Source organism: Janthinobacterium sp. BHSEK, from assembly GCF_056174685.1.
The window spans coordinates 1-20,380 of record NZ_JBWBYV010000083.1; the positions used below are offsets into that span (position 1 = coordinate 1).

The following is a 20,380-nucleotide window of genomic DNA, read 5'->3' on the forward strand; positions in this document are numbered from 1 at the left end:
TCCGCAAATGCCGCGCAGAAATTCATACTGGCCAGCGCGGTCTATGCCGGCGGCATTGGCGGCATGGCCCGGACAACCGAGGGGATACGCACATGCAGCTGCTTCGCCAAGTCAAACTGTCGCGCCGGCTGGCCTTGTTGGTCGCCATCTTTTCGCTGGGCATGATCGTGTATGGCGGCTGGTCGCTGCGCGTGCTGCACGAATTGAAGGTCAACGGCCCTGTGTATCACCGCATCGTGCAGGGCAAGGACCTGGTGGCCGACGTGCTGCCGCCGCCCGAATACATCCTCGAATCCTACCTGGTCGCCTTCCAGCTGATGGCGTCCGAAGACAGGGGCGCGCAAGACAAACTGGTCGAGCGCCTGAAGGCATTGAAAGCCGAGTACGATACGCGCCACCAGTTCTGGCGTACCCAGGATATCGACCGCGATATCGCCGAGACCTTGCTGACGCAGGCGCACGCTCCAGCCGTGGCATTCTACGAGACGGCATTCACGCGCTTCATCCCCGCGCTGCGGGGGCAGGACAAGGCGGGCGTCGCCACTGCCATGGCGGCGATGGCCGCCAGCTACGACAGCCATCTGGCGGCCATCAACCGCGTGGTCGACATGACCAGCAAGCGTTCGGCCGCGTTCGAGACCGAGTCGGCCGATAGCGCGCGCTCGGCGACCGCGCTGCTGGCGGGCTTGCTGCTGGCATCGCTGGGCGTCAGCATCGCCGGCGCCGTGCTGATCAGCCGCAGCATTAGCGGCCCCTTGCAGGAGGCGCTGCGGGCCGCGCAGAGGGTGGCGGCCGGCGACCTGACCAATCGCGTCGACAAGCGCTATTCCGACGAACCCGGTCAATTGCTGCAGGCCCTCGAGGCGATGAATGGCAGCCTGTCGCGCACCGTGGGCCAGGTGCGCAGCAGCACGGAAAGCATCACCGTTGCTTCGCGCGAAATCGCGGCCGGCAATTTCGACCTGTCGTCGCGCACGGAGGCGCAAGCCAGTTCGCTGGAAGAAACGGCTTCCGCGATGAAGGAGCTGACCAGCACGGTAAAGCAGAATGCCGACAATGCGCGGCAGGCGAATCAGCTGGTGGTGTCGGCGTCGGAATTTGCCGTGCAGGGCGGACAGGTGGTCGGGCGCGTGGTCGATACGATGGGCGCCATCAATGCCAGCTCGCGCAAGATCGTCGATATCGTCGACGTGATCGACAGCATCGCTTTCCAGACGAATATCCTGGCCCTGAATGCGGCCGTGGAGGCGGCCAGGGCGGGCGAGCAGGGACGCGGCTTTGCCGTCGTCGCCAGCGAAGTGCGCAGCCTGGCGCAGCGTTCGGCCAGCGCCGCGCGCGAAATCAAGGCCATGATCGGCGACTCGGTCGAGCGCGTCGACGCGGGCAGCAAGCTGGTGGACGAGGCGGGCGCCACGATGGACAAGATCGTGACGTCCGTCAAGCAGGTGGTTGACCTGATGAGCGAGATCGCCGCCGCCAGCCAGGAGCAGAGCCTGGGCATCGAACAGGTCAACCAGGCCATCACGCAGATGGATGAAGTCACGCAGCAGAACGCCGCCCTGGTCGAGGAAGCGGCGGCCGCCGCCGGCAGCCTGGAAGAGCAGGCAGCCAGCCTGGTGCGGGAAGTGGGGGTGTTCAAGCTCGACAGCCAGGCGCTTGCCTTGGCGGCGCGCGCCTGCTGACCGTGAACAAGGGCGAGATCAAGGGGAACTGTGCGGGGCAGTCATTGCTGGCCGATCCGGCACGGCAGTTGTTCATCGATATCGCGTGGCCGAACACGCTGGACATCTATCGCGGTGCCACCGGCTTGCGGCAGGCGCGGCCAGCGCATACCCCTGCTGCGGGCATGTGCATAACCAAATAGTAATGATTCTCATTTATAATGCAGATCTATGGGGTAGCGATGGGCTGGCGCCATGGCGCCGCGGGCGGTAAAGGAGGGCATGATGGGCAGTATGCATGGCAACGAGGATTTGATCGCGCATGAGCATCGCGTGCTGATGGGCGAGTATGGCCGCGCGCAGGCGCGCTGCAGTGCGCAGCTGGCGGCGCAGGCGGCCCGCATCGCGCAGCTGGAGTCGGAATTGATGCGCGCGCGGGCGCAGATCGTGATCCGCGATACCCAGCTGGCGCTGGCGCGCGACGCACTGGCCGAACTGGCGGCCAGCGTGCCGGGCTTGCCGACGCGTGCCCGGCTGGCCCGCAAGGTCGAGTGGCTCAGCGAGCGCGTGCAGGACCTGATGCGCGAGTTGCTGCGCCTGCAGTGGCTGCCCGCGCCTTCCGTCGTGTCCGTGCCAGCCTTGCAGGCCGACGTGCGCGAAAAAGCCGTGCTCTACGTGGGCAGCTCTTCAAAGCTGGAGCCGGGCCAGGACGCGGCCGGCGCCAACGTGGCGCAGCGAGCCATCGAGCAGGCCGGCGGTCGCTTCCTTCATCACCCGGGCGGCGATGACGGCGCCGACGATGCGGCCGCGCTGGAAGCGGGTCTGGTGGCGGCCGACCTGGTGATTTGCCAGACGGGCTGCGTCAGCCATGACGCCTACTGGCGCGTGCATGACCACTGCAAGCGCACGGGCAAGCAATGCGTGCTGGTGGACCGGCCGCAAGCCATGCATTTCGTGCGCAAGGAGGCGCTGTCCGCTTTTTGATGCCGGATTAACGCCTGTCTAATCCGCATGGGCCACAATGGCCGTCCATTCGACGTTATAGAAAGCGCCCATGCTGTCCCTGCAAATCGGCCCCCTGGCTTTGCCCACGGGCCTGGTCCTGTTGTTCGTTTCCCTGTGCGTCGCCTACGGCGCGGCGTGGTGGCTGCGGAAGTACCGCCAGTTGCCGGACGCCGGCCCCCTCGTTTCCGACATGCTGATCGCCGGCCTGCTGGCGGCGCGGCTGGCGTTCGTGCTGCGCTGGCACGAACAGTATTGGGCCGCGCCGTGGTCCATCATCAATATCCGCGATGGCGGCTTCCTGGCGCCGGCCGGCGTCGCCGCCGCGCTGGCCATCGCCGCATGGCGCTGCAGGGGACCCGCCATGGCGGCCATGCGCGGTCCGCTGGCCGTCAGCGTGGCGTCCGGCGCGCTGGCCTGGGCCGTGTTGAGCGCAGGGATATCCCTCGCCTACGACAAGCCGACGGCTCTGCCGGCCGTGGCGTTGCGGGCGGTCGATGGCACGCCCACCAGCCTGGCGGCGCTGGCCGGCGGCAAGCCCGTGGTGGTCAACCTGTGGGCCAGCTGGTGCCCGCCATGCCGGCGCGAGATGCCCGTGCTGGCCGCCGCGCAGCAGGCGCGCGCCGATATCGTCTTCGTGTATGTGAACCAGCGCGAGGATGCGGCTGCCGCCAGCGCTTTCCTGGACGGGAGCGGCGCGACCCTGCGCAATGTGGTGCTCGACAGCGAAGCGGCGCTGGGCGAGGCGGCCGGTTCCTCGGCCCTGCCCACCACGCTGTTCTACGACGCGCAAGGGCGGCTGGCCGATACCCACCTGGGCGAATTGTCCGATGCCTCGCTGGCCAGCAAGCTGCGGAAGATCGCGCCCGCTCCCTGAAATGGCCTGATGGCCGAAGTGATCGAAGAACACTTGCGCGAGCCCGTGGCCAGTCACGCTGGCCACCATGGCGCTGAAAATCGCCGCCGGCTGGTGGTACAACTCCATGGCCCTGCTGGCCGATGGCTGGCATATGAGTTCGCACACGCCATCCTTGCGCTGGCCGGCGCGTGGGCTTACGGCTGGAGCTGGCTCGACCTCGTGATGGGCATCGCGGGCGCCGTGCTGGCCGCGCTGTGGGCGAAAAAGCTGATGCAGGAGACGGGCAAGGTCTTGCTGGACCGCGAGGCGGTGGAAGTGGAAAGCGCCGGCGACACGCCGCGCATCGTCGACCTGCATGTGCGGCGAGTCGGCAAGCAGCTGTATTCGTGCGCCTTGTCCGTCGTCAGCCGCGATGCCGCCTTGACGGCCGCCCAGCTGCGCGCGCGCATCGGCATCCACGAGGAAATCGTCCACAGCACCATCGAGCTTATTCGCCGGACTTGATAATGATGGGGAAAAAAGCCCGCTGATACGGGGCGTAGGCCGTATAATGTCGGCTTTTACAGCACGCGCTGTTCACCAGACAGAGAAGAAAATGAGCACATTACCACCATGCCCGCAATGCCAATCCGAATTCACGTACGAAGACGGCAGCCAGTTGATCTGCCCTGAATGCGCGCATGAATGGTCGGCCACGGCTGGCGAAGCCGTGGAAGAAGGCGCCAAGGTGTACCGCGATGCGGCCGGCAATATCCTGCAGGACGGCGACACGGTCAGCGTCATCAAGGACTTGAAGCTGAAGGGCGGCGGCGGTGTCGTCAAGATGGGCACCAAGGTCAAGAACATCCGCCTGGTCGACAGCGACCACGATATCGACTGCAAGATCGACGGCTTCGGTTCCATGAGCCTGAAAACGGAATTCGTGAAAAAAGTCTAAGCTTTTTATTCCCATCCGCGGCGCGCCTCGCATTCCTGCCGGTGCGCTGTTTTTTTATTCGGAATCCATGCAAATCGACCATCTCCGCCAGCGCCTGCGCGCCTTGGGCGCCAAGCCCCTGCACGAACAGCGCGTGCTGCGCGACTGGATACAGGGGCAGCCGCACGACCAGGGCCGGCGCCGCGCCGAAGACTTTTTGCCGCTGCCCGTGCGCGACGCCTTGCCCGCGCTCGACCTCGAATTGCAGGGTATGCTGAAACTGCTCAGCACCCATCCGGGCGCCGACGGTTCCGCGCGCCTGCTGGTGGGGCTGCATGACGGCCAGACGGTGGAAAGCGTGCTGCTGCCGCGCGATGGCTTGTGCGTGTCGAGCCAGGTGGGCTGCGCCGTCGGTTGCCAGTTCTGCATGACGGGCCGCGACGGCTTGATCCGCCAGGTGACGAGCGGGGAGATCGTCGCGCAGGTGGTGCTGGCGCGCACCCTGCGCCCCGTGAAGAAAGTCGTCTTCATGGGCATGGGCGAGCCGGCGCATAACCTGAACAATGTGATGGAAGCCATCGAACTGCTGGGCACCGAGGGCAATATCGGCCACAAGAACCTCGTGTTTTCCACCGTGGGCGATCCGCGCGCCTTCGAGCGCCTGCCGCAAGGTCGCGTCAAGCCGGCGCTGGCCCTGTCGCTGCACACGACGAAGCCGGCGCTGCGCGAACAGCTGCTGCCGCGCGCGCCCAAATTATCCCCGCGCGAACTGGTGGACTTCGGCGAGTCGTACGCGCGCCTGACCGGCTACCCGGTGCAGTACCAGTGGACCCTGATGGAGGGCGTCAACGATGGCGAGGACGAGATGGACGGCATCGTGGCGCTCTTGCAGGGCAAGTATGCGGTGCTCAACATGATCCCGTATAACACCATCGATGACTTGCCGTTCAGGCGCCCCAGCTGGGACAAGGCGCGCGCCATTGCCGCCGCCCTGCACGCGCGCGGCGTGCTGACCAAATTGCGCGATTCGGCCGGTCAGGACGTGGAGGGGGGCTGCGGGCAGTTGCGGGCGCGCGAAGCGAAGGGCAAGGTCATTCCCATCCACGCCAGCGTGACGGCGTAGGTCGGATTAGCGGAGCGTAATCCGACATTCGCCCATACGCCAACAATGATGTCGGATTACGCGGTGCCCGCTAATCCGACCTACTCGCCCCGCACTCCACCGAGCAAATCGTTTTCATTCAGGATCGCAAACGCGATCTCGGGATGTGCGGCCAGGCAGCGGCGCACGGCGGCGGGAATGGCGGCGCGCGTCTTGCGGCACAGGCCGGGCCGCTCCAGCAGGCGGATATGGAAGCCGCGCACGGTGCGCACTTCGCCGCTGCCGGGCGCGATCTGCAATTCCACGCCCAGGTTGCTTTTCAGCAGCCGCTGCAGCTTCTGCAGCTGTGCATACGTGGCAATGCCCTCGATGTGCGCCAGCAGGCGCTTTTCTTCCGTCAGGTTCAGGCGCAGGATGGCAAGGTCCGCCTGCGGATCGTCGAGCAGGCGCTCGCGCTCGCAGTCGCATAGCTGCGGCGGGCACTCCTTGCGGATTTCAAAGTCGACGATGCGCATGCTGGTGTTCCAGTGACGTTCGAATGGCGAACCGGGATCAATCAAGTATCGTCCGCCGCCTCGTGCCTGTCAATCAGCGCGGGCTGACGATCAGGCGCCAGCGTATCGGCCCCTGTTCGCTGCTGTGCTGGTGGTGGTTTTGCGGCGGCATGACGTGGCCTTCCGTCGACACGATCTCGTGCGCGCAGCCGTCGCAGCGGTAGATGCCGGAATACGGCACGGCTTCGCCGGGCGAGGTCAGTTCATCGAAGCGCGGGTGCATGGAACGGGCCACGTAGCTGGGGTTCTTGTAGTCGGCCATGGCTTCCTCGGGGAGTGGATAATGGCCCATTTTGGCACACAATCGCGTGCGGCCTTGACCGCGTGCCTTGGCGTGCGCGCCGCCCTGTGTTGTAATGTTGATCATCCCGACTCAGTACGCAAGGCCATGAGAACCCGCATCAAGATCTGCTGCATCGCTTCCATCGACGAAGCGCAACTGGCCATTGCCGCCGGCGCCGACGCGCTGGGCCTGGTGGCCGCCATGCCGTCCGGTCCCGGCCCGATTCCCGACGCGCGCATCGCGCAGATCGCCGCCTGGACGCCGCCGCCCGTGGCCACCTTCCTGCTGACGTCCGAGACGACGGCGCAAGCCATCGCCGAACACGTGCGCGCCACGCAGCCGTCCACCGTGCAGATCGTCGGCCATATCGACCCCGGCGAAGTGGCGCAGCTGGCGCGCCTGCTGCCGCACGTGCGGCGCGTGCAGGTGATCCACGTGGAGGGACCCGAGGCTTTGGCGCTGATTCCCGCCTACGCGCCCCATGTCCACGCCTTTTTGCTCGACTCGGGCCGCCCCGGCGCGGCTGTGCCGGAGCTGGGTGGCACGGGCCGCACGCACGACTGGTCCGTCAGTGCGCGCTTCGTGCGCGCCAGCCCCCGTCCCGTCTTCCTCGCCGGTGGCCTCGATGCGAATAACGTGATGGAGGCGCTGCGCCAGGTGCGCCCCTACGGCATCGACCTGTGCTCGCGCGTGCGCACGGACGGCCAGCTCGACGTCATGAAGCTGGCCTTGCTGATGGCGGCCGTGCGCGACGCGGATGCGGTGCTGTATGCGGAAGGCTAATCCACGGTCGTTACTGCGTTCATCTCGCGCACGAACGCTTCCGTAAATGCGGCCACCATGCCGCCGGCCGCGCGCGGCGAGATCAGGCCGACGACGGAATGCGATTCCTCGTCCGGCAGGGCGATGAAACGCACGCCGGGCGGCGCCACCAGGCGCATGCTGTCGGGGACGATGGCGATGCCCATATTGGCTTCGATCAGGTTCAGCTGCGAGGTCTTGCGCGACAGGGCGCGCGCCGCCTTCGGGAAGAAGCCCTGCGCCAGGCACAGGCCCGCCACCAGGTAGCTGAGGCCTCCCCGGTCCTTGTGCGGGATCGAGACGAACGCCTCGTCGCGCAGGGCGGCGATCGTCGTGCGCTCCAGAGCAGCCAGCGGCGAGGCCGACGACACGGCCACCACCAGCCTTTCCGCAAACAGTTCGTGCACGACGATATTGGCATGCTTGCGCAGGGTGGGCAGGCGCACGAGTCCCAGGTCGGCGCGGCCTTCCTCGATGTCGGCAGCCTGGTTTTCCGACGAGCCCTTTGAAACATCGAGCGAGACGCCGGGGAACTGCGCCAGCAGCCGGTTCAGCACGGCGCCGATGGCGGGCGTGAGGGTGACGGAACTCGAATGCAGCAGGCGGATGATGCCTTGCGCCCCTTGTCCCACGTGGCGCGTCTGGCGCACGGTCTCGTCGATGTCGTCGAGGATGCGCCTGGCCCGCTCATAAAAGACCTGTCCCGCGGGCGTCAGCTCGATATGGCGCGCGTCGCGCGTGAGCAGCAGGGCCTGTACTTCGCCTTCCAGCTCCTTGATCTGCCGGCTCAGGGCCGACTGCGCGATATATAACTTTTCCGCCGCGCGCGAGTAGCTGCCCGCATCGACGACTTCGACAAAATAGCGGAACTGTCTGATGGAAATCAATCGTATGCCTTTTCGAGATCGGTGACTGCCTGATTTGATATTAGCCTTGCCCCGGCGTTCGCGCTACAGTGCATTGGTCCGCTGTCACTGCGAAGGAAAGACCATGCTGGAATTGCTCGGGGTGTTGGGAGTACTTATCAGTATTATCGTAAAACTGATTTTCGTCCAGATCGGCGGCGCGGCCGAGGGCAAGGAGGACTAATATGCCAACGTCGCCACATACGGTGCCGGTAACGCCAGCGTTTTCAGGCGGCAGGCCGGTGCGGCCCCATTCCACTCCGCCAGCGGCAGCCCCGCGCACTTGAGCGCCGCCTCGCGCGCCGTCCACGCCTGCGCCAGGGCCAATGGGCGCTGTTCGGCGGGGCAGTCGGCCAGCTCAGCTGCCACCTGCGGCCCCAGGTAATCGCGCGCCAGATGGAACCAGTCGGCAATGTCCTGCACCCGCATCACGTCGATGCCGACGGGACCATGCAGGCCGATGGCGGCCAGCGACAGTCCCTCGTCATGGCTGAACGACAGGCCCGCCGCGCGTCCTGCCAGCAGCAGGCGGGGAGGGGCGCCCGGCGTCGACTCCGCCGAAATCGCCTCGATGTCCAGGTTTCGCCATTGCGCCGCCGCCTCGCGCACGGCCTGGCGCAGGCGCGCGCGCGCTTCGATGCGTGACGGCGGCGGCACAATGCCGATCACCAGCACGCCGTCTCTTGACAAGAGCACCGTAAAATCCATCAGCTGCAATCAGCTACGCAAAGGCGCGGCCGGGCAGCCCGCCCAGTTGCTGCCGGCGGGGATGTGCTCGCCCTTCATCACCAGGGTCAACGCTCCCAGGCGCGCATTGTCGCCCACCTTGGCGCTGTACAGCACGGAGCTGCGCGGGCCCATGTAGACGCGCTGGCCGATTTCCACGTGGTCGATCTTCATCACGCGGTCTTCGAACAGATGCGTCTGCGGACAGGTCAGCGCATTCAATTCGCTGTAGTCGCCGATGTGCACGCAGTCGAATTCCGTGATGTCCGTCGTATCCATGTAGACGCCGCGGCCGATCTTGCAGCCGAACAGGCGGAAGGCCAGCGGCAGCCACGGCGTGCCGCGCAGGTAGCGCATGAAGTTGGGCACGGCGATGCCTTCATACAGGTTGGTCACGCCTTCCGAAATCCACACGAACGGCGTCCACATGGGCGCCGCATGCTTGCGGTAGCGTCCCAGCAGCAGCCACTTGAACAGCACGACCACCAAAAAATTGCCGATGCCGTAGGCCAGGCCGGCAATGGCCAGGTCGCCCACCACTTCGCCCCAGCGCCCGGCGCCCGCGATCGGCATCACGTCCAGCACCAGGGTGTAGCCGACCGCGATTACCACGGCGTGCGGCGCGACGATGCGGAACGCTTCGATCAGGCTGCGGCCCAGGCGGCGCAGCAACGATGGCTTGAAGGTCAAGTGCTCGGCAAAGCCGCTGACCTGTTCGCGCGCGGGCAAATGTATGGGCGGAGAGCCCAGCCACGTGTCGCCGCTGTGCATCTGTTCATTGCGCGGCGCGTGCGTGTGCACGCCGATCAGCACGTGTTCGGGCAGCACGGTGCCGTCCGGGATATAGCTGCCGTTGCCGACAAAGCTGCGGTGCGAGATGACGGTGGGGCGCATGGTCATCCAGCCGCCGTCGATCTGCTCGTCGCCCAGCATGACGGCGTCGGCGATGAAGGTGTCGTCGCCTAGGGTCAGCATGTCTGGCACCACGCCCAAGGCCGTGGAAATCTCCGCGCCCTTGCCCACCTTGGCGCCCAGCAGGCGGTACCAGTACGGCGCGTACACGGTGGCGTAGATGCCGTGCAGGACGTTCAGGCTCGATTCCTGGATATGGCTGACCAGCCACTTAGCGCAATAGATATTGCTGTGCACGGGCGAGCTGCCCGGCTTCAGGCGGGGCAGCGCGCCCCAGCGGATGGCGGCCGACAGCAGGGCGGTGAGCACGATCAGCACGGCGCTGGCGGGGAAGGCCAGCAGGAAGTAGCGGGCCAGCTGGGTCGTCACGTCGCGCCCCTGCAGCCATGGCATCATTTCGCGCTCGTCGAACCCGTCGATCAGCACGAAGCTGGGGAAGACGGGCATGAAGAACAGTACGGCGATGAGGACCATGCCGAAGCAGAAGAACACGGTCTCGCCCGTCAGCCGCAGGCGCGAGACGGCGGGGCGCGGCGGCCGGCTGGCTGCGTCAAACGCGCCAATGTCGCGCGCGGGCGAACCCGTGTACACACGTCCGTCGGGCACCGCCGCGCCATCGGCCAGCGCCGATTGTCCCTCGAGGTGGCCAAACGCGCCTACTTTGGTATTGCCTTCCAGGATAGCGTAAGAGCTGATGCAGGCATCGTCGCCGATGCGGATCCGGCCCAGCAGCAAGCGGCCCCGTTCCACGCGGGCGTTTTCAAAGTTGACGGCATTGCCCACGCTGACGTTGTCGCCGATGGACAGCAGGTCGGGCGCGCGCAGGGTCATCGAGCCGATGACCACTTCCTTGCCCACTTTCGCGCCCAGCGCGCGCAGCCACCAGCTGTTCAGGGACGAGCCGCTGAGCAGATATGCGGGCGCCGATTCGACCAGGCGGTCGGCCAGCCACCAGCGGTAATACGTGACGCCCCACAGGGGATAGCTGCCCGGCTTCAGCCGCCCGGCGATCAGCCACTTGCCGGCAATCGCAATGGCAAATTCGGCCAGGGTGGCGAGCAAGAACACGCCGATCGAGGCGGCGATGGCGCGCGGCACGGTGTCGCCCGTGTCGCCCGTGAAGAAGTGGTAGGTGAAGAAGGGCGCCATCCACTGCGCCATGCGCAGGGTGACGAGGCCCGGCACGGCCGCCGCCTGCGCCGCGCCGCAGATCCAGCGCTTCCAGGCCGACGGCGGCGTCCAATCCGCTTCCGGCGTGGCCAGCGCGGGCGCCTCGTTCAGCACGGCGGCGATCTTGCCGATCTGCCGGTTCTGGTAAATGTCGCGCACCGTCATGTGGGCGTAGGCCGGATCGGCGCGCAGGCTCGACGCCAGGCGCGCGGCCAGGAAGGAGTGGCCGCCGAGATCGCTGAAGAAGTCCTGCTGGCGCAGGATGGGCTGGCCGGGGAACAGCTTGGCCAGCGCCGCGAACAGGGCCGCCTCGGCTGGCGTTTCCGGCGCGTCCGATTCACCCGCTTCATCAGCCGGCGGCGCGGACAATGGCATGGCCTTCAAGGCTTTCCGGTCGATCTTGCCGGACGTCAGGCGCGGCATCAGCGGCAGCAGTTCGAAGCGGCCCGGTACCATGTAGGGCGGCAAATGCAGGTTCAGGGCCGCGCGCAGGGTTTTCGCCGCCAGGGCGTCGCCGGGTGCATCGTCGCTGCCGACGATGTAGGCCACCAGCTGGTCGATGCCGTCATCCTTGCGCAGCAGGACGGCCACCGTGCCCACGCCCGGCTGCTGCGCCAGCACGGCTTCGATCTCGCCCAGCTCCACGCGGAAGCCGCGTATCTTCACCTGGTCGTCGGCGCGGCCCAGGCACAGCACCTGGCCGTCCGGGTCGATGCGGGCCAGGTCGCCCGTGCGGTACAGGCGCGCGTCATCGTCGCTGCTCGCCCAGGGATTGGGCAGGAATTTTTCCACCGTCAGGTCGGGCCGGCCCAGGTAGCCTTCGGCGAGGCCGGGGCCGATGATGCACAATTCTCCCGTTTCGCCGCGCGGCAGCAAAGTCAGGGGGCGGCTTTCGCCCGGCTCGGCCACCTGCAGCACCAGCAAGCCGTAGTTGGGCAGCGGCGTGCCGATGGTGACAGGTTCGCCGGGCCGCAGGCGCGCCAGGCTGCACGAGACGGTCGCTTCCGTCGGACCGTAGGTATTGAACATGGCGCGGCCCGGGCGCGACCAGCGCTCGACGAGGGACTCGGGGCACATCTCGCCGCCCAGGTTGATCAGGCGCAGGCTTGGCACGTCTTCTGCGAACAGAGCCAGCAGGGTCGGCACGGCGTGGAGCACCGTGACGTGGTTGGCGGCCAGCGCGCGCGGCAAGGCTTCCGGGTCCCCCGAGATTTCCTTGGGCCCCAGCCACAGGGTCGCGCCCACCAGGTAGGCGATCCAGATTTCCTCGAACGACATGTCGAAGGCGACGGAAAAGCCCTGGTAGACGGTGTCGCCTTGCGCCACTTCCAGCACGGCGTTTTCGCTGCGCAGGAAGTGGCAGATGCTGCGCTGATTGATCAATATACCCTTGGGTTTGCCCGTGGAGCCGGACGTGTAGATCACGTACGCCGGGTGTTCGGGCAAGACTGTGCCGCGCGCGGGCAGCAGTTCGCCCGGCGCGGCGGGGGCCAGCAGGCTTTCCGCCGTCCATACGGGACGCTGGACGCCGGCCTGCTCCAGGCGCGGCGCGAACTGCGCGCAGCTGACGACGCCGGCACCGTTGGCGTCATCGAGGCACACCTGCAGGCGCTCGACGGGTGTGTCTTCATCGACGGGCAGCCAGGCGGCGCCCGCCTTGGCGATGGCCGCCTGCATCAGCAGCAAAGGGGCGCCGCGCGGCAGCCATAGTCCCACGATGTCGCCGGGCTTGACGCCGGCCGCCACCAGGCGCGATGCCGCCAGGCCCGCTTGCGCATCGAGTTCCGCATAGGTGATGCGGCGCGCGCCATCGATCAGGGCGATGTGCTGCGGGCAGCGGCGCGCCGTCGCTTCCAGCAGGTCGGCCAGCACTTCCTCGCGCAGCAAATCCGGTCGCGGCGGGCCGTACAGGATGTCGGCGTGGGTGGAGGTGGTGCCTGGACTGACTGCGGTGAAATCGTTCATGGATGACGCTTATCTGTAATGCGGAATGAAGAATCTGATGGGCCGCGCATGGTGCGCGGCGCAGTTGATACATTACAGTACGCAAGACATTTCAGCGTTGCAGAACGGGGAATTTTGTAGAGTTTTCAGCCATTATGTGGCGGCTGGATCAACTGCCATGATTACGGAATGTAAATCGCGGAAACATGGCGCCGATTTGCGCCACAGTAGCCGCCGCCGGATAGCCGTGCAGGGGGCGGCCGGACAGCGCCGCGTCCGCGCAGCCTTCGGCGCGGAACTGCTGCAGCACGTAGTTGTCGACGCCTTTCGCGGCCAGGGTGGCGGCCAGTGCCAGCAGCTGTGCGTCCGGCAGCAGGTCCGGGTGGGTGGTGGTGCGGCATTCGTAGGCGACGCCGCTGGCGAGGATGGCGTCGAGGCAGGCGCGCGCCGGGTCGCCGCTGCCGGCCACGCGGGTCACATGGCGATAGTCGGCAAACGGCGCCTTGATGTCGAAGCCGACCCAGTCGACCAGGGGCAGCACTTCCTGCAGGCGCTGCGGATAGATGCAGGCCGTGTGCAGGCCGATGCCGAAACCCAGCGCTTGGACGTCCTGCATGGCGCGCCCCAGCGCCGGGTCCATGCACGCCTCGCCGCCGCTGAAGACGACGGCGTCGACCAGGCCCACGCGGCGGCGCAGCCAGGTCAGGACGTCCTGCCACGGCATGGCGCCTGCCGGCGTGCGCGCCTGCAAGTGCGGATTGTGGCAATAGCCGCAACGCCAGGGGCAGCCCTGCACGAAGACCACGGCGGCCAGCTTGCCCGGGTAGTCGGTGGCGGAAAAGGGCGTCAGGCCGCCCACTTTCAACTCAGCCATGGCAGGCGGGCTGGCCAAGCCGTGCGCCCGCTTCCGTAAAATACTGGCGCTCGTGGAATTCGCCCTGCTTGCCGATGTTGAACGAGGCGACGGGGCGGTGGTAGCCCATCACGCGGGTCCAGATTTCGCAGCGCTGGCGTTCGGTGTCGAGCAGGGTGATGGCGGGAGTGAAGTCGGGACGTGCATTCATGGCGTTTCCTCAAGTGATGGAGCAGGGTGGGCCTGCTTGCGGGCGATCAGCTCCGCGTCGCAGGTGGGGCAAAATTCATGTTTGCCGGCCAGATAGCCGTGGCGCGGGCAGATGGAAAACGTGGGCGTGACGGTGATGTAGGGCAGCGAGAAGCGGCTCAGGGCGCGTTTCACCAGCTCGCGGCAGGCATTCGCGTCCGACAGCGCTTCCGTCATGTACAGGTGCAGCACCGTGCCGCCCGTGTACTTGCGCTGCAGCGCATCCTGCAATTCCAGCGCCTCGAAGGGGTCGTCCGTGTGGCCGACGGGCAGCTGCGACGAATTTGTATAGTATGGATTGTCGACGGTGCCCGCCTGCAGGATGGCGGGATAGCGCTTGCGGTCTTCGCGGGCGAAGCGGTACGTCGTGCCTTCGGCCGGCGTCGCTTCCAGGTTGTACATATGGCCCGTCTCTTCCTGGAAGGCCACCATGCGGGCGCGCACGTGGTCGAGCAGGCGGATCGCCAGCGCATGGCCCTCGGGACTCGTGATGTCCCAGGCGTCGCCGCTGAAATTGCGGATCATCTCGTTGATGCCGTTCACGCCCAGCGTGGAAAAGTGGTTGCGCAGGGTGCCCAGGTAGCGCTTCGTGTACGGGAACAGGCCCTGCTGCATCAGTTCCTCGATGGTGCGGCGCTTGATTTCCAGGCTGGTCTTGCCCAGTTCCAGCAGGCGGTCCAGGTCCGCCATCAACGCCGCTTCGTCGCCGCGCCACAGGTGGCCCAGGCGCGCGCAGTTGATGGTCACCACGCCCAGGGAACCCGTCTGCTCGGCGGAACCGAACAGGCCATTGCCCCTTTTCAGCAGTTCGCGCAAGTCCAGCTGCAATCGGCAGCACATGGAGCGGATCATGTTCGGCTTGAGTTCCGAATTGATGAAGTTCTGGAAGTAGGGCAGGCCGTAGCGGGCCGTCATCTCGAACAGGCGTTCCGCGTTTTCGCTATGCCAGTCGAAATCCTCGGTGATGTTGTAGGTGGGGATGGGGAAGGTGAAGACTCTGCCCTTGGCATCGCCCGCCATCATGATCTCGATATAGGCGCGGTTGATCATGTCCATCTCCGCCTGCAGCTCGCCATAGCTGAAGTCCATCTCCTGGCCGGCGATGACGGGAATCTGCTCGCGCAGGTCGTCCGGGCAGACCCAGTCGAAGGTGAGGTTGGTGAACGGCGTCTGCGTGCCCCAGCGCGATGGCACGTTGAGGTTGAAGATCAGCTCCTGCATGTACTGGCGCACGTCTTCATAGCGCAGGCTGTCCTGGCGGATGTAGGGCGCCATATAGGTGTCGAAGGAGCTGAACGCCTGCGCGCCGGCCCATTCGTTCTGCAGGGTGCCGAGGAAATTGACGATCTGGCCGATGGCGCTCGACATGTGCTTGGGCGGACCCGATTCGATCTTGCCCGGCACGCCATTCAAGCCTTCGTGCAGCAGGGTGCGCAGCGACCAGCCGGCGCAATAGCCGGCCAGCATGTCGAGGTCGTGGATGTGCAGCGCCGCTTCGCGGTGCGCCGCGCCCACTTCCGGCGGATACACCTGGTCCAGCCAGTAGTTGGCGATGACCTTGCCCGACACGTTGAGTATCAGGCCGCCCAGCGAGTAACCCTGGTTGGCGTTGGCGTTGACACGCCAGTCGCGCCGGTCCAGGTATTCATTGATGGACGCGGCGACATCGACCTGGCCGCGCATGGATGGAACTGCATTTGTCGTCATGAAACCTCCAATAAACACAACATGCGGTGTTTTTATGGAGATTAATCACTAAATATAGTGACGTCAAAGGGCGCGTGCAGTTGCGTGGCGAATCCTTGATGCAGGTGAAAAAAGCATCCCCCGTTTACTTTTTCGCGCGTCCCTGGTGCAGGATGAAGCAGCTCAGGCCAAAATGCGCGGCGGCGCAGGCGGCGATGCTGATGCTGGAGGCGGGCAGCACGTGCGCCCAGATTTCCAGCGGTGAGAAGGTGCTCCAGCTGGCGACGCGGATATCGAACGTGACGTAGTTCGCCAGCAGCCAGTACAAGGCCAGCAAGCCCGTGCTGGTGGCGGCCTGGCGCACCACGGGCATGGCGCGGCGGGAGAGGACGGCTTGCAGGAACAGCAGCAGCACGCCCGGATACGCGCCCAGCACCTCGGGCGACAGCATGGACAGCGCCTCGGCGTCGTAGCCTTCCGTGGGCGCGGCCCACTGCACCTGCAGCACGGTGAGGAACAGGGTGAGCAGGAAGATCAGCAGCGGTTTGCGGGGCATGGCGGGCAATTGGACAGGGAGAAAAGGGGGGCATTTTACAGCCAGGTCAAGCAAGTTGAACGCGCGCCAGCCATGCATGCATTCCTTCACCTGCGTCAAGGACTGGGCGGTATGGGCGGGGCTATAGTCTGCACCCTGAGCCGATACAGGACTGTGAACACCATGATGCTTGAATCAACCACCGCCACCCGCGTGGCCGGACCGCTGGAACTGGTCTGCCCCGCCGGCAGCCTGCCCGCCTTGAAAGCGGCCGTCGACAATGGCGCCGACACCGTCTACCTGGGCTTTCGCGACGCCACCAATGCGCGCAATTTCGCCGGCCTCAATTTCGACGAGAAGGCCATCGCCGAGGGCGTGCGCTACGCCCACCAATATGGACGCAAGGTGCTGCTGGCGCTGAACACCTATCCGCAGCCGCACAACTGGGCCGTGTGGCGCAGCGCCATCGACCGCGCCGCGCAGGCCGGCATCGACGCCATGATCGTGGCCGATCCGGGCTTGATGGCGTATGCAAGCGAGCACCACCCGCAGCTGCGCCTGCACCTGTCCGTGCAGGGCTCGGCCACCAACTACGAAGCCATCAATTTTTACCATGAACACTTCGGCATCGCCCGCGCCGTGCTGCCCCGCGTGCTGTCGATGGCGCAGGTCGAGCAATTGATCGCCAAGACGGAAGTCGAGATCGAGGTCTTCGGCTTCGGCAGCCTGTGCGTGATGGTCGAGGGACGCTGCGCGCTGTCCTCGTATGCGACGGGCGAGGCGCCGAACACGCACGGCGTGTGTTCGCCGGCGAAATCCGTGCGCTGGCTGGAAACGCCGAACGGCCTCGAATCGCGCCTGAACGGCGTGCTGATCGACCGCTATGCGCCGGGCGAAAACGCCAGCTATCCGACCCTGTGCAAGGGGCGTTTCGAAGTCAACGACGAAGAGTATTACGCCATCGAGGAGCCGGCCAGCCTGAACACGCTGGCGCTGCTGCCGCAGCTGATCGCCATGGGCGTGAGCGCCGTGAAGATCGAAGGGCGCCAGCGCAGTCCCGCGTATGTGGCGCAGGTGACGCGCGTGTGGCGCGAAGCGATCGACGCCTGCCGCGAAGGCAATGCGCGCTACGCCGTCAAGCCGGGCTGGATGGCGGCCATGGACAAGCTGGCCGAAGGCCAGCAGCACACCTTGGGCGCGTATCACCGCTCTTGGAAATAGCAAAACCTGCTGCGCGTCCCGGGGCGCGGCCTGCGATGCTCACCGCCTCGGCGGCCCCGTGCTAAAGCACGGCTGCGCTTCTCGGCCCCGCCGCGAGCCGCTCGCTACGGTTTTGTAACTTAAAAAATATTGGAAAAGGCATGCTAAAACTCTCTTTGGGTCCCTTGCTGTACTACTGGCCGCGTGCCACCGTCTTCGAGTTTTACCAGCAGATCGCCGGCACCGCCGTCGATATCGTGTACCTGGGCGAAACCGTCTGCTCGCGCCGGCATGAGGTGCGTCTGGCCGACTGGCTCGATATCGCCGACATGCTGGCCGCCGCCGGCAAGGAAGTGGTGCTGTCGACGCAGGCGCTGATCGAGGCGGGCGCCGAACTGGCGACCCTGCGCCGCATCACGGGCAATGGCCGCTATGGCGTCGAGGCCAACGACATGGGCGCCGTGCACTGCATGGAAAAGGGTACGTCCTTCGTCGCCGGTCCCCATTTGAACCTGTTCAATGGCCCCAGCCTGCAATTGCTGGCGCGCCTGGGTGCACGGCGCTGGGTGATGCCGCTGGAAATGGGGCAGACGGCGCTGGCCGAGATGCAGCGCCAGAAACCGGAAGGGCTGGAGACGGAAGTGTTCGCCTATGGCCGCATGCCGCTGGCGTTTTCCGCGCGCTGCTTCACGGCGCGCAACCGCAACCTGCCGAAGGATGATTGCGGCTACAGCTGCCTGGAAGAGCCGGACGGTCTGCTGCTGCGCACGCGCGATGAAGTGCCCTTCCTCGTGTTGAACGGCACGCAGACGCAGTCGGCGCTGGTCTACAACCTGGTGCGCGAACTCGACGCCATGCGCGACATGGGCGTGTCGGTGGCGCGCATCAGTCCGCAAGCCATGCATACGGAACAGGTGATCGCCATCTTCGACCGCGCCCGCCGAGGGCAGGTCAGCGGCATCGGCGCCCAGGCCCAGCTGGCGGCCTGCCAGCCGGCCGGCGCCTGCGACGGCTACTGGCACGGCCAGCCCGGCATGGAACAGCACGCCGCCCATTGAACGCATCGAAAGGAAGAACATGCAAGATCAACTGGAAAGATTGCCCGTCCCGGCCCCGGTCCCGGCCAAACCCGGCATGAGCAAGCCCGCCGTGTCGTACCGGCTGCCCGAACCGCTGGCCGAACTGCTGTCCAAGCTGCCGCCATATCCCGCCTCGTGGCTGTTCGTGCAAGGCTTGAACCGCCTGCTGGCGCCGCAATTGCCCGACGACGTGCGGCGCAGCCTGGAGGGGCGCAGCCTGCGCTTGCGGCTGCTGGACGCCGGTATTGCCTTCGATTTCGAGTGGCAGGGCACGGTATTCGTAGCCGAGCGCTATGCCGACGTGCCCGACCTGTGCATCGCCGCCAGCGTGCATGATCTGATGCTGCTGGCGCGGCGCCAGGAAGATCCGGACACCCTGTTCTTCAGCCGCCGCCTGAGCCTGGAAGGCGATACGGAGCTGGGCCTGCTGTTCAAGAATACGCTCGACGCCATCGAATTGCCGCCGTTCGACCTGCAGGCGCTGGGACCGCGCCGCGTGCTGGCGCATCTGCGCGACCGGGGCGCGCGGGAAGGCTGAGCGGGGAGCTGGCGGCGGCAGGCGTTCAGTGGCGGCAGTGGCCGCAGGCGCCGCTGCACGAGGCCAGCTGTTCTTCATCCGTCGCCTCGCCCATGAAGCCGGCGCCGTTGACGGCGGCCAGCAAGCGTTCCTGCGTGGCCAGGCGTTCGTCGAATTGCACCGTGGCGCCGTGGCGCGCCAGCGAGACGCAGACGGTGGCCACGCCCGTGACCGCTTCAAGCGCGCCCGTCAACCTGTCGGCGCAGCCTTCGTGATCCATTCCAATAATATTCAAGCGCGCTGTCTGCATGGGTTCCTCTTGTTTTTCAGATAAAAAAACAGCGTAGGCGAGGGGCGCGCATGCCGTCCAGAGCAGCACGCAAGATTTATTTTGTATTTGCGGTTTTATTGATCTGGATTAATTCGTACCGCTTCACTCCGGCCTGAACTGCTGTTGTTTTATACACAGTTTCCATAATCCAGTCGACAAGCGTGCCCTGCTGCGCGATACTGTCATTCTGATAAGAACGCTGATGAAAGCGCTGGAAAGGAGGGGCCATGCGGCGCCGCCCCCTGCTCATGCTTGCCGGCCTGTGGCCGTTGGGCGCTGCGGCCGGCACGCCGCTGCCGCTCGTGTATCCGCGCCACCAGGCGCTCGATGATCCGCAGCAAGGTTATGTGACGGCCTTGCTGCAACAGGCGCTGGCCCGGTCGGGCCAGGCGTATGCCTTGCGCCGCTCCGCAATGCGCATGGTGCAGACGCGCGCCATGCAGGAAATCGCCATGGCATCGGGCAGCGTCGACGTCGTCTGGGCCATGACGAGCCGCGCGCGCGAAACGCAATTGCTGCCGGTGCGCATCCCCATCGACCGCGGCCTGATCGGCTGGCGCGTGGCCCTGATCCACGCCCGCCAGCCGCTGCTGCTGCGGGGCGTGCGCAGCATCGCCGCCCTGGCGCGGCTCTCGGCCGGGCAGATGCGCGACTGGCCCGACTCCGCCATCCTGCAGGCGAATGGCTTGCGCCTCGATACCTCGAGCACCTACGAAGGCCTGTTCCAGCAACTGGCGGCGGGACGCATCGATTACTTTCCCCGCTCCGTGATCGAAGCCCAAAGCGAGCTGGCCAGCCATGCGCAATTGCCGCTGGCGCTAGACACCCACCTGGTCATCCGCTACCCGGCCGCGCTGTACTTTTTTGTCGGCAAGCACCGGCCGGAACTGGCGCGCCACATCGAGACCGGGCTGGAAACCATGCTGGCCGATGGCAGCTTCGCGCAGCTGTTCCAGCGCCATTTCGGCCGCCTGGCGGAGGCTTTGCAACTGTCCCATCGGTACGTGCTGGAGCTGGCCAATCCGGACCTGCCGGAGGAGACGCCGCTGGCGCGCAAGGCACTTTGGTATCGTCCAAAACATTACTAATAGTTTT

The 20,380-nt window shown here is 66.0% G+C and carries 22 protein-coding genes; 11 read left to right on the forward strand and 11 right to left on the reverse strand.

Annotated features, from left to right (window positions below; all coding sequences use genetic code 11):
- Nucleotides 1-92 precede the first annotated feature (92 nt).
- The 6 genes from AC0V2Y_RS24305 (at nucleotide 93) to AC0V2Y_RS24330 (ending at nucleotide 5,561) form a co-directional block, all read left to right on the forward strand.
- A complete protein-coding gene (locus AC0V2Y_RS24305; protein ID WP_475416525.1) occupies nucleotides 93-1,682 on the forward strand; it encodes a methyl-accepting chemotaxis protein in 1,590 nt (529 codons plus the stop codon).
- Nucleotides 1,683-1,946: 264 nt separating this feature from the next.
- Nucleotides 1,947-2,645: a DUF2325 domain-containing protein gene (locus AC0V2Y_RS24310; protein WP_475416527.1), complete on the forward strand. Its 699-nt coding sequence runs from the start codon at nucleotides 1,947-1,949 to the stop codon at nucleotides 2,643-2,645.
- Nucleotides 2,646-2,715: 70 nt separating this feature from the next.
- On the forward strand, nucleotides 2,716-3,540 hold the full coding sequence (locus tag AC0V2Y_RS24315) for a TlpA family protein disulfide reductase (protein WP_475416524.1): 825 nt from the start codon (nucleotides 2,716-2,718) through the stop codon (nucleotides 3,538-3,540).
- 9 nt (nucleotides 3,541-3,549) lie between these two features.
- Nucleotides 3,550-4,026, forward strand: a complete 477-nt coding sequence (locus AC0V2Y_RS24320) for a hypothetical protein (protein WP_475416523.1) — start codon at nucleotides 3,550-3,552, stop codon at nucleotides 4,024-4,026.
- A gap of 91 nt (nucleotides 4,027-4,117) precedes the next feature.
- Nucleotides 4,118-4,459, forward strand: a complete 342-nt coding sequence (locus tag AC0V2Y_RS24325; protein ID WP_092799573.1) for a zinc ribbon domain-containing protein YjdM — start codon at nucleotides 4,118-4,120, stop codon at nucleotides 4,457-4,459.
- Between the two features lie 67 nt (nucleotides 4,460-4,526).
- On the forward strand, nucleotides 4,527-5,561 hold the full coding sequence (locus AC0V2Y_RS24330; protein WP_475416522.1) for an RNA methyltransferase: 1,035 nt from the start codon (nucleotides 4,527-4,529) through the stop codon (nucleotides 5,559-5,561).
- 80 nt (nucleotides 5,562-5,641) lie between these two features.
- On the opposite strand, the gene AC0V2Y_RS24335 is transcribed toward AC0V2Y_RS24330, so the two are convergent.
- Nucleotides 5,642-6,055 carry a hypothetical protein gene (locus tag AC0V2Y_RS24335; protein WP_475416526.1) on the reverse strand — a complete coding sequence of 138 codons (414 nt, stop codon included), beginning with the start codon at nucleotides 6,053-6,055 and terminating at the stop codon, nucleotides 5,642-5,644.
- A 73-nt stretch (nucleotides 6,056-6,128) separates the two neighbouring features.
- On the reverse strand, nucleotides 6,129-6,461 hold the full coding sequence (locus AC0V2Y_RS24340) for a hypothetical protein (protein WP_475418149.1): 333 nt from the start codon (nucleotides 6,459-6,461) through the stop codon (nucleotides 6,129-6,131).
- A gap of 21 nt (nucleotides 6,462-6,482) precedes the next feature.
- Here AC0V2Y_RS24340 and AC0V2Y_RS24345 point away from each other — a divergent pair, with 21 nt between their 5' ends.
- The gene (locus AC0V2Y_RS24345) at nucleotides 6,483-7,160 is read left to right on the forward strand and encodes a phosphoribosylanthranilate isomerase (RefSeq protein WP_475416520.1); all 678 of its coding nucleotides are present in this window, start codon (nucleotides 6,483-6,485) and stop codon (nucleotides 7,158-7,160) included.
- Here AC0V2Y_RS24345 and AC0V2Y_RS24350 read toward each other — a convergent pair.
- From AC0V2Y_RS24350 to AC0V2Y_RS24380, 7 genes are all read right to left on the reverse strand, one after another.
- Entirely contained in the window at nucleotides 7,157-8,065 is a 909-nt protein-coding gene (locus AC0V2Y_RS24350) for a LysR family transcriptional regulator (RefSeq protein ID WP_475416519.1), read from the reverse strand. The two genes, AC0V2Y_RS24345 and AC0V2Y_RS24350, sit on opposite strands and share 4 nt — an antisense overlap.
- 198 nt (nucleotides 8,066-8,263) lie before the next feature.
- Nucleotides 8,264-8,779 (reverse strand): 4'-phosphopantetheinyl transferase family protein, encoded by a 516-nt coding sequence (locus AC0V2Y_RS24355; RefSeq protein ID WP_475416518.1) that lies wholly within the window; start codon nucleotides 8,777-8,779, stop codon nucleotides 8,264-8,266.
- A 21-nt stretch (nucleotides 8,780-8,800) separates the two neighbouring features.
- A complete protein-coding gene (locus AC0V2Y_RS24360) occupies nucleotides 8,801-12,856 on the reverse strand; it encodes a Pls/PosA family non-ribosomal peptide synthetase (RefSeq protein WP_475416517.1) in 4,056 nt (1,351 codons plus the stop codon).
- Nucleotides 12,857-13,004: 148 nt separating this feature from the next.
- Nucleotides 13,005-13,709 carry an anaerobic ribonucleoside-triphosphate reductase activating protein gene (locus AC0V2Y_RS24365; protein ID WP_475416516.1) on the reverse strand — a complete coding sequence of 235 codons (705 nt, stop codon included), beginning with the start codon at nucleotides 13,707-13,709 and terminating at the stop codon, nucleotides 13,005-13,007.
- Nucleotides 13,702-13,899, reverse strand: a complete 198-nt coding sequence (nrdD, locus tag AC0V2Y_RS24370; protein WP_076569997.1) for an anaerobic ribonucleoside-triphosphate reductase — start codon at nucleotides 13,897-13,899, stop codon at nucleotides 13,702-13,704. Before nrdD ends, AC0V2Y_RS24365 begins: the two co-directional genes overlap by 8 nt.
- A complete protein-coding gene (locus AC0V2Y_RS24375; RefSeq protein ID WP_475416515.1) occupies nucleotides 13,896-15,644 on the reverse strand; it encodes a ribonucleoside triphosphate reductase in 1,749 nt (582 codons plus the stop codon). The genes nrdD and AC0V2Y_RS24375 overlap by 4 nt, the downstream gene beginning before the upstream one ends.
- Before the next feature lie 124 nt (nucleotides 15,645-15,768).
- On the reverse strand, nucleotides 15,769-16,179 hold the full coding sequence (locus tag AC0V2Y_RS24380; protein ID WP_475416514.1) for a hypothetical protein: 411 nt from the start codon (nucleotides 16,177-16,179) through the stop codon (nucleotides 15,769-15,771).
- A gap of 162 nt (nucleotides 16,180-16,341) precedes the next feature.
- Between AC0V2Y_RS24380 and ubiU the strand changes: the two genes are divergently transcribed.
- The 3 genes from ubiU (at nucleotide 16,342) to ubiT (ending at nucleotide 18,975) form a co-directional block, all read left to right on the forward strand.
- Nucleotides 16,342-17,379 carry a ubiquinone anaerobic biosynthesis protein UbiU gene (gene ubiU / locus AC0V2Y_RS24385; protein ID WP_475416513.1) on the forward strand — a complete coding sequence of 346 codons (1,038 nt, stop codon included), beginning with the start codon at nucleotides 16,342-16,344 and terminating at the stop codon, nucleotides 17,377-17,379.
- A 140-nt stretch (nucleotides 17,380-17,519) separates the two neighbouring features.
- A complete protein-coding gene (gene ubiV, locus AC0V2Y_RS24390) occupies nucleotides 17,520-18,416 on the forward strand; it encodes a ubiquinone anaerobic biosynthesis protein UbiV (protein WP_353657874.1) in 897 nt (298 codons plus the stop codon).
- A 19-nt stretch (nucleotides 18,417-18,435) separates the two neighbouring features.
- On the forward strand, nucleotides 18,436-18,975 hold the full coding sequence (gene ubiT / locus AC0V2Y_RS24395) for a ubiquinone anaerobic biosynthesis accessory factor UbiT (protein ID WP_475416512.1): 540 nt from the start codon (nucleotides 18,436-18,438) through the stop codon (nucleotides 18,973-18,975).
- Between the two features lie 25 nt (nucleotides 18,976-19,000).
- Here the strand turns inward: ubiT and AC0V2Y_RS24400 are convergent, their stop codons facing one another.
- Nucleotides 19,001-19,264, reverse strand: coding sequence for a heavy-metal-associated domain-containing protein (locus AC0V2Y_RS24400; protein ID WP_475416511.1), 264 nt, complete (start codon nucleotides 19,262-19,264; stop codon nucleotides 19,001-19,003).
- Between the two features lie 76 nt (nucleotides 19,265-19,340).
- Nucleotides 19,341-19,514, reverse strand: coding sequence for a hypothetical protein (locus AC0V2Y_RS24405; RefSeq protein WP_475416510.1), 174 nt, complete (start codon nucleotides 19,512-19,514; stop codon nucleotides 19,341-19,343).
- Between AC0V2Y_RS24405 and AC0V2Y_RS24410 the strand changes: the two genes are divergently transcribed.
- Nucleotides 19,513-20,373 (forward strand): substrate-binding periplasmic protein, encoded by an 861-nt coding sequence (locus AC0V2Y_RS24410; RefSeq protein WP_475416509.1) that lies wholly within the window; start codon nucleotides 19,513-19,515, stop codon nucleotides 20,371-20,373. The two genes, AC0V2Y_RS24405 and AC0V2Y_RS24410, sit on opposite strands and share 2 nt — an antisense overlap.
- The last annotated feature ends 7 nt before the right edge of the window (nucleotides 20,374-20,380 follow it).

What these genes read in the sequence shown, in the direction of transcription:
- AC0V2Y_RS24345 (WP_475416520.1), top strand. Translation starts at nt 6,483, where the DNA reads ATGAGAACCCGCATCAAGATCTGCTGCATCGCTTCCATCGACGAAGCG.
- AC0V2Y_RS24380 (WP_475416514.1), bottom strand. Translation starts at nt 16,179, where the DNA reads ATGCCCCGCAAACCGCTGCTGATCTTCCTGCTCACCCTGTTCCTCACC.
- AC0V2Y_RS24340 (WP_475418149.1), bottom strand. Translation starts at nt 6,461, where the DNA reads ATGATCAACATTACAACACAGGGCGGCGCGCACGCCAAGGCACGCGGT.
- AC0V2Y_RS24365 (WP_475416516.1), bottom strand. Translation starts at nt 13,709, where the DNA reads ATGGCTGAGTTGAAAGTGGGCGGCCTGACGCCCTTTTCCGCCACCGAC.
- AC0V2Y_RS24400 (WP_475416511.1), bottom strand. Translation starts at nt 19,264, where the DNA reads ATGCAGACAGCGCGCTTGAATATTATTGGAATGGATCACGAAGGCTGC.
- AC0V2Y_RS24305 (WP_475416525.1), top strand. Translation starts at nt 93, where the DNA reads ATGCAGCTGCTTCGCCAAGTCAAACTGTCGCGCCGGCTGGCCTTGTTG.
- AC0V2Y_RS24375 (WP_475416515.1), bottom strand. Translation starts at nt 15,644, where the DNA reads ATGACGACAAATGCAGTTCCATCCATGCGCGGCCAGGTCGATGTCGCC.
- AC0V2Y_RS24410 (WP_475416509.1), top strand. Translation starts at nt 19,513, where the DNA reads ATGCGGCGCCGCCCCCTGCTCATGCTTGCCGGCCTGTGGCCGTTGGGC.
- ubiU (WP_475416513.1), top strand. Translation starts at nt 16,342, where the DNA reads ATGATGCTTGAATCAACCACCGCCACCCGCGTGGCCGGACCGCTGGAA.
- AC0V2Y_RS24330 (WP_475416522.1), top strand. Translation starts at nt 4,527, where the DNA reads ATGCAAATCGACCATCTCCGCCAGCGCCTGCGCGCCTTGGGCGCCAAG.
- nrdD (WP_076569997.1), bottom strand. Translation starts at nt 13,899, where the DNA reads ATGAATGCACGTCCCGACTTCACTCCCGCCATCACCCTGCTCGACACC.
- AC0V2Y_RS24335 (WP_475416526.1), bottom strand. Translation starts at nt 6,055, where the DNA reads ATGCGCATCGTCGACTTTGAAATCCGCAAGGAGTGCCCGCCGCAGCTA.
- AC0V2Y_RS24315 (WP_475416524.1), top strand. Translation starts at nt 2,716, where the DNA reads ATGCTGTCCCTGCAAATCGGCCCCCTGGCTTTGCCCACGGGCCTGGTC.
- AC0V2Y_RS24405 (WP_475416510.1), bottom strand. Translation starts at nt 19,514, where the DNA reads ATGGCCCCTCCTTTCCAGCGCTTTCATCAGCGTTCTTATCAGAATGAC.
- AC0V2Y_RS24325 (WP_092799573.1), top strand. Translation starts at nt 4,118, where the DNA reads ATGAGCACATTACCACCATGCCCGCAATGCCAATCCGAATTCACGTAC.
- AC0V2Y_RS24360 (WP_475416517.1), bottom strand. Translation starts at nt 12,856, where the DNA reads ATGAACGATTTCACCGCAGTCAGTCCAGGCACCACCTCCACCCACGCC.
- AC0V2Y_RS24320 (WP_475416523.1), top strand. Translation starts at nt 3,550, where the DNA reads ATGGCCGAAGTGATCGAAGAACACTTGCGCGAGCCCGTGGCCAGTCAC.
- ubiV (WP_353657874.1), top strand. Translation starts at nt 17,520, where the DNA reads ATGCTAAAACTCTCTTTGGGTCCCTTGCTGTACTACTGGCCGCGTGCC.
- ubiT (WP_475416512.1), top strand. Translation starts at nt 18,436, where the DNA reads ATGCAAGATCAACTGGAAAGATTGCCCGTCCCGGCCCCGGTCCCGGCC.
- AC0V2Y_RS24310 (WP_475416527.1), top strand. Translation starts at nt 1,947, where the DNA reads ATGGGCAGTATGCATGGCAACGAGGATTTGATCGCGCATGAGCATCGC.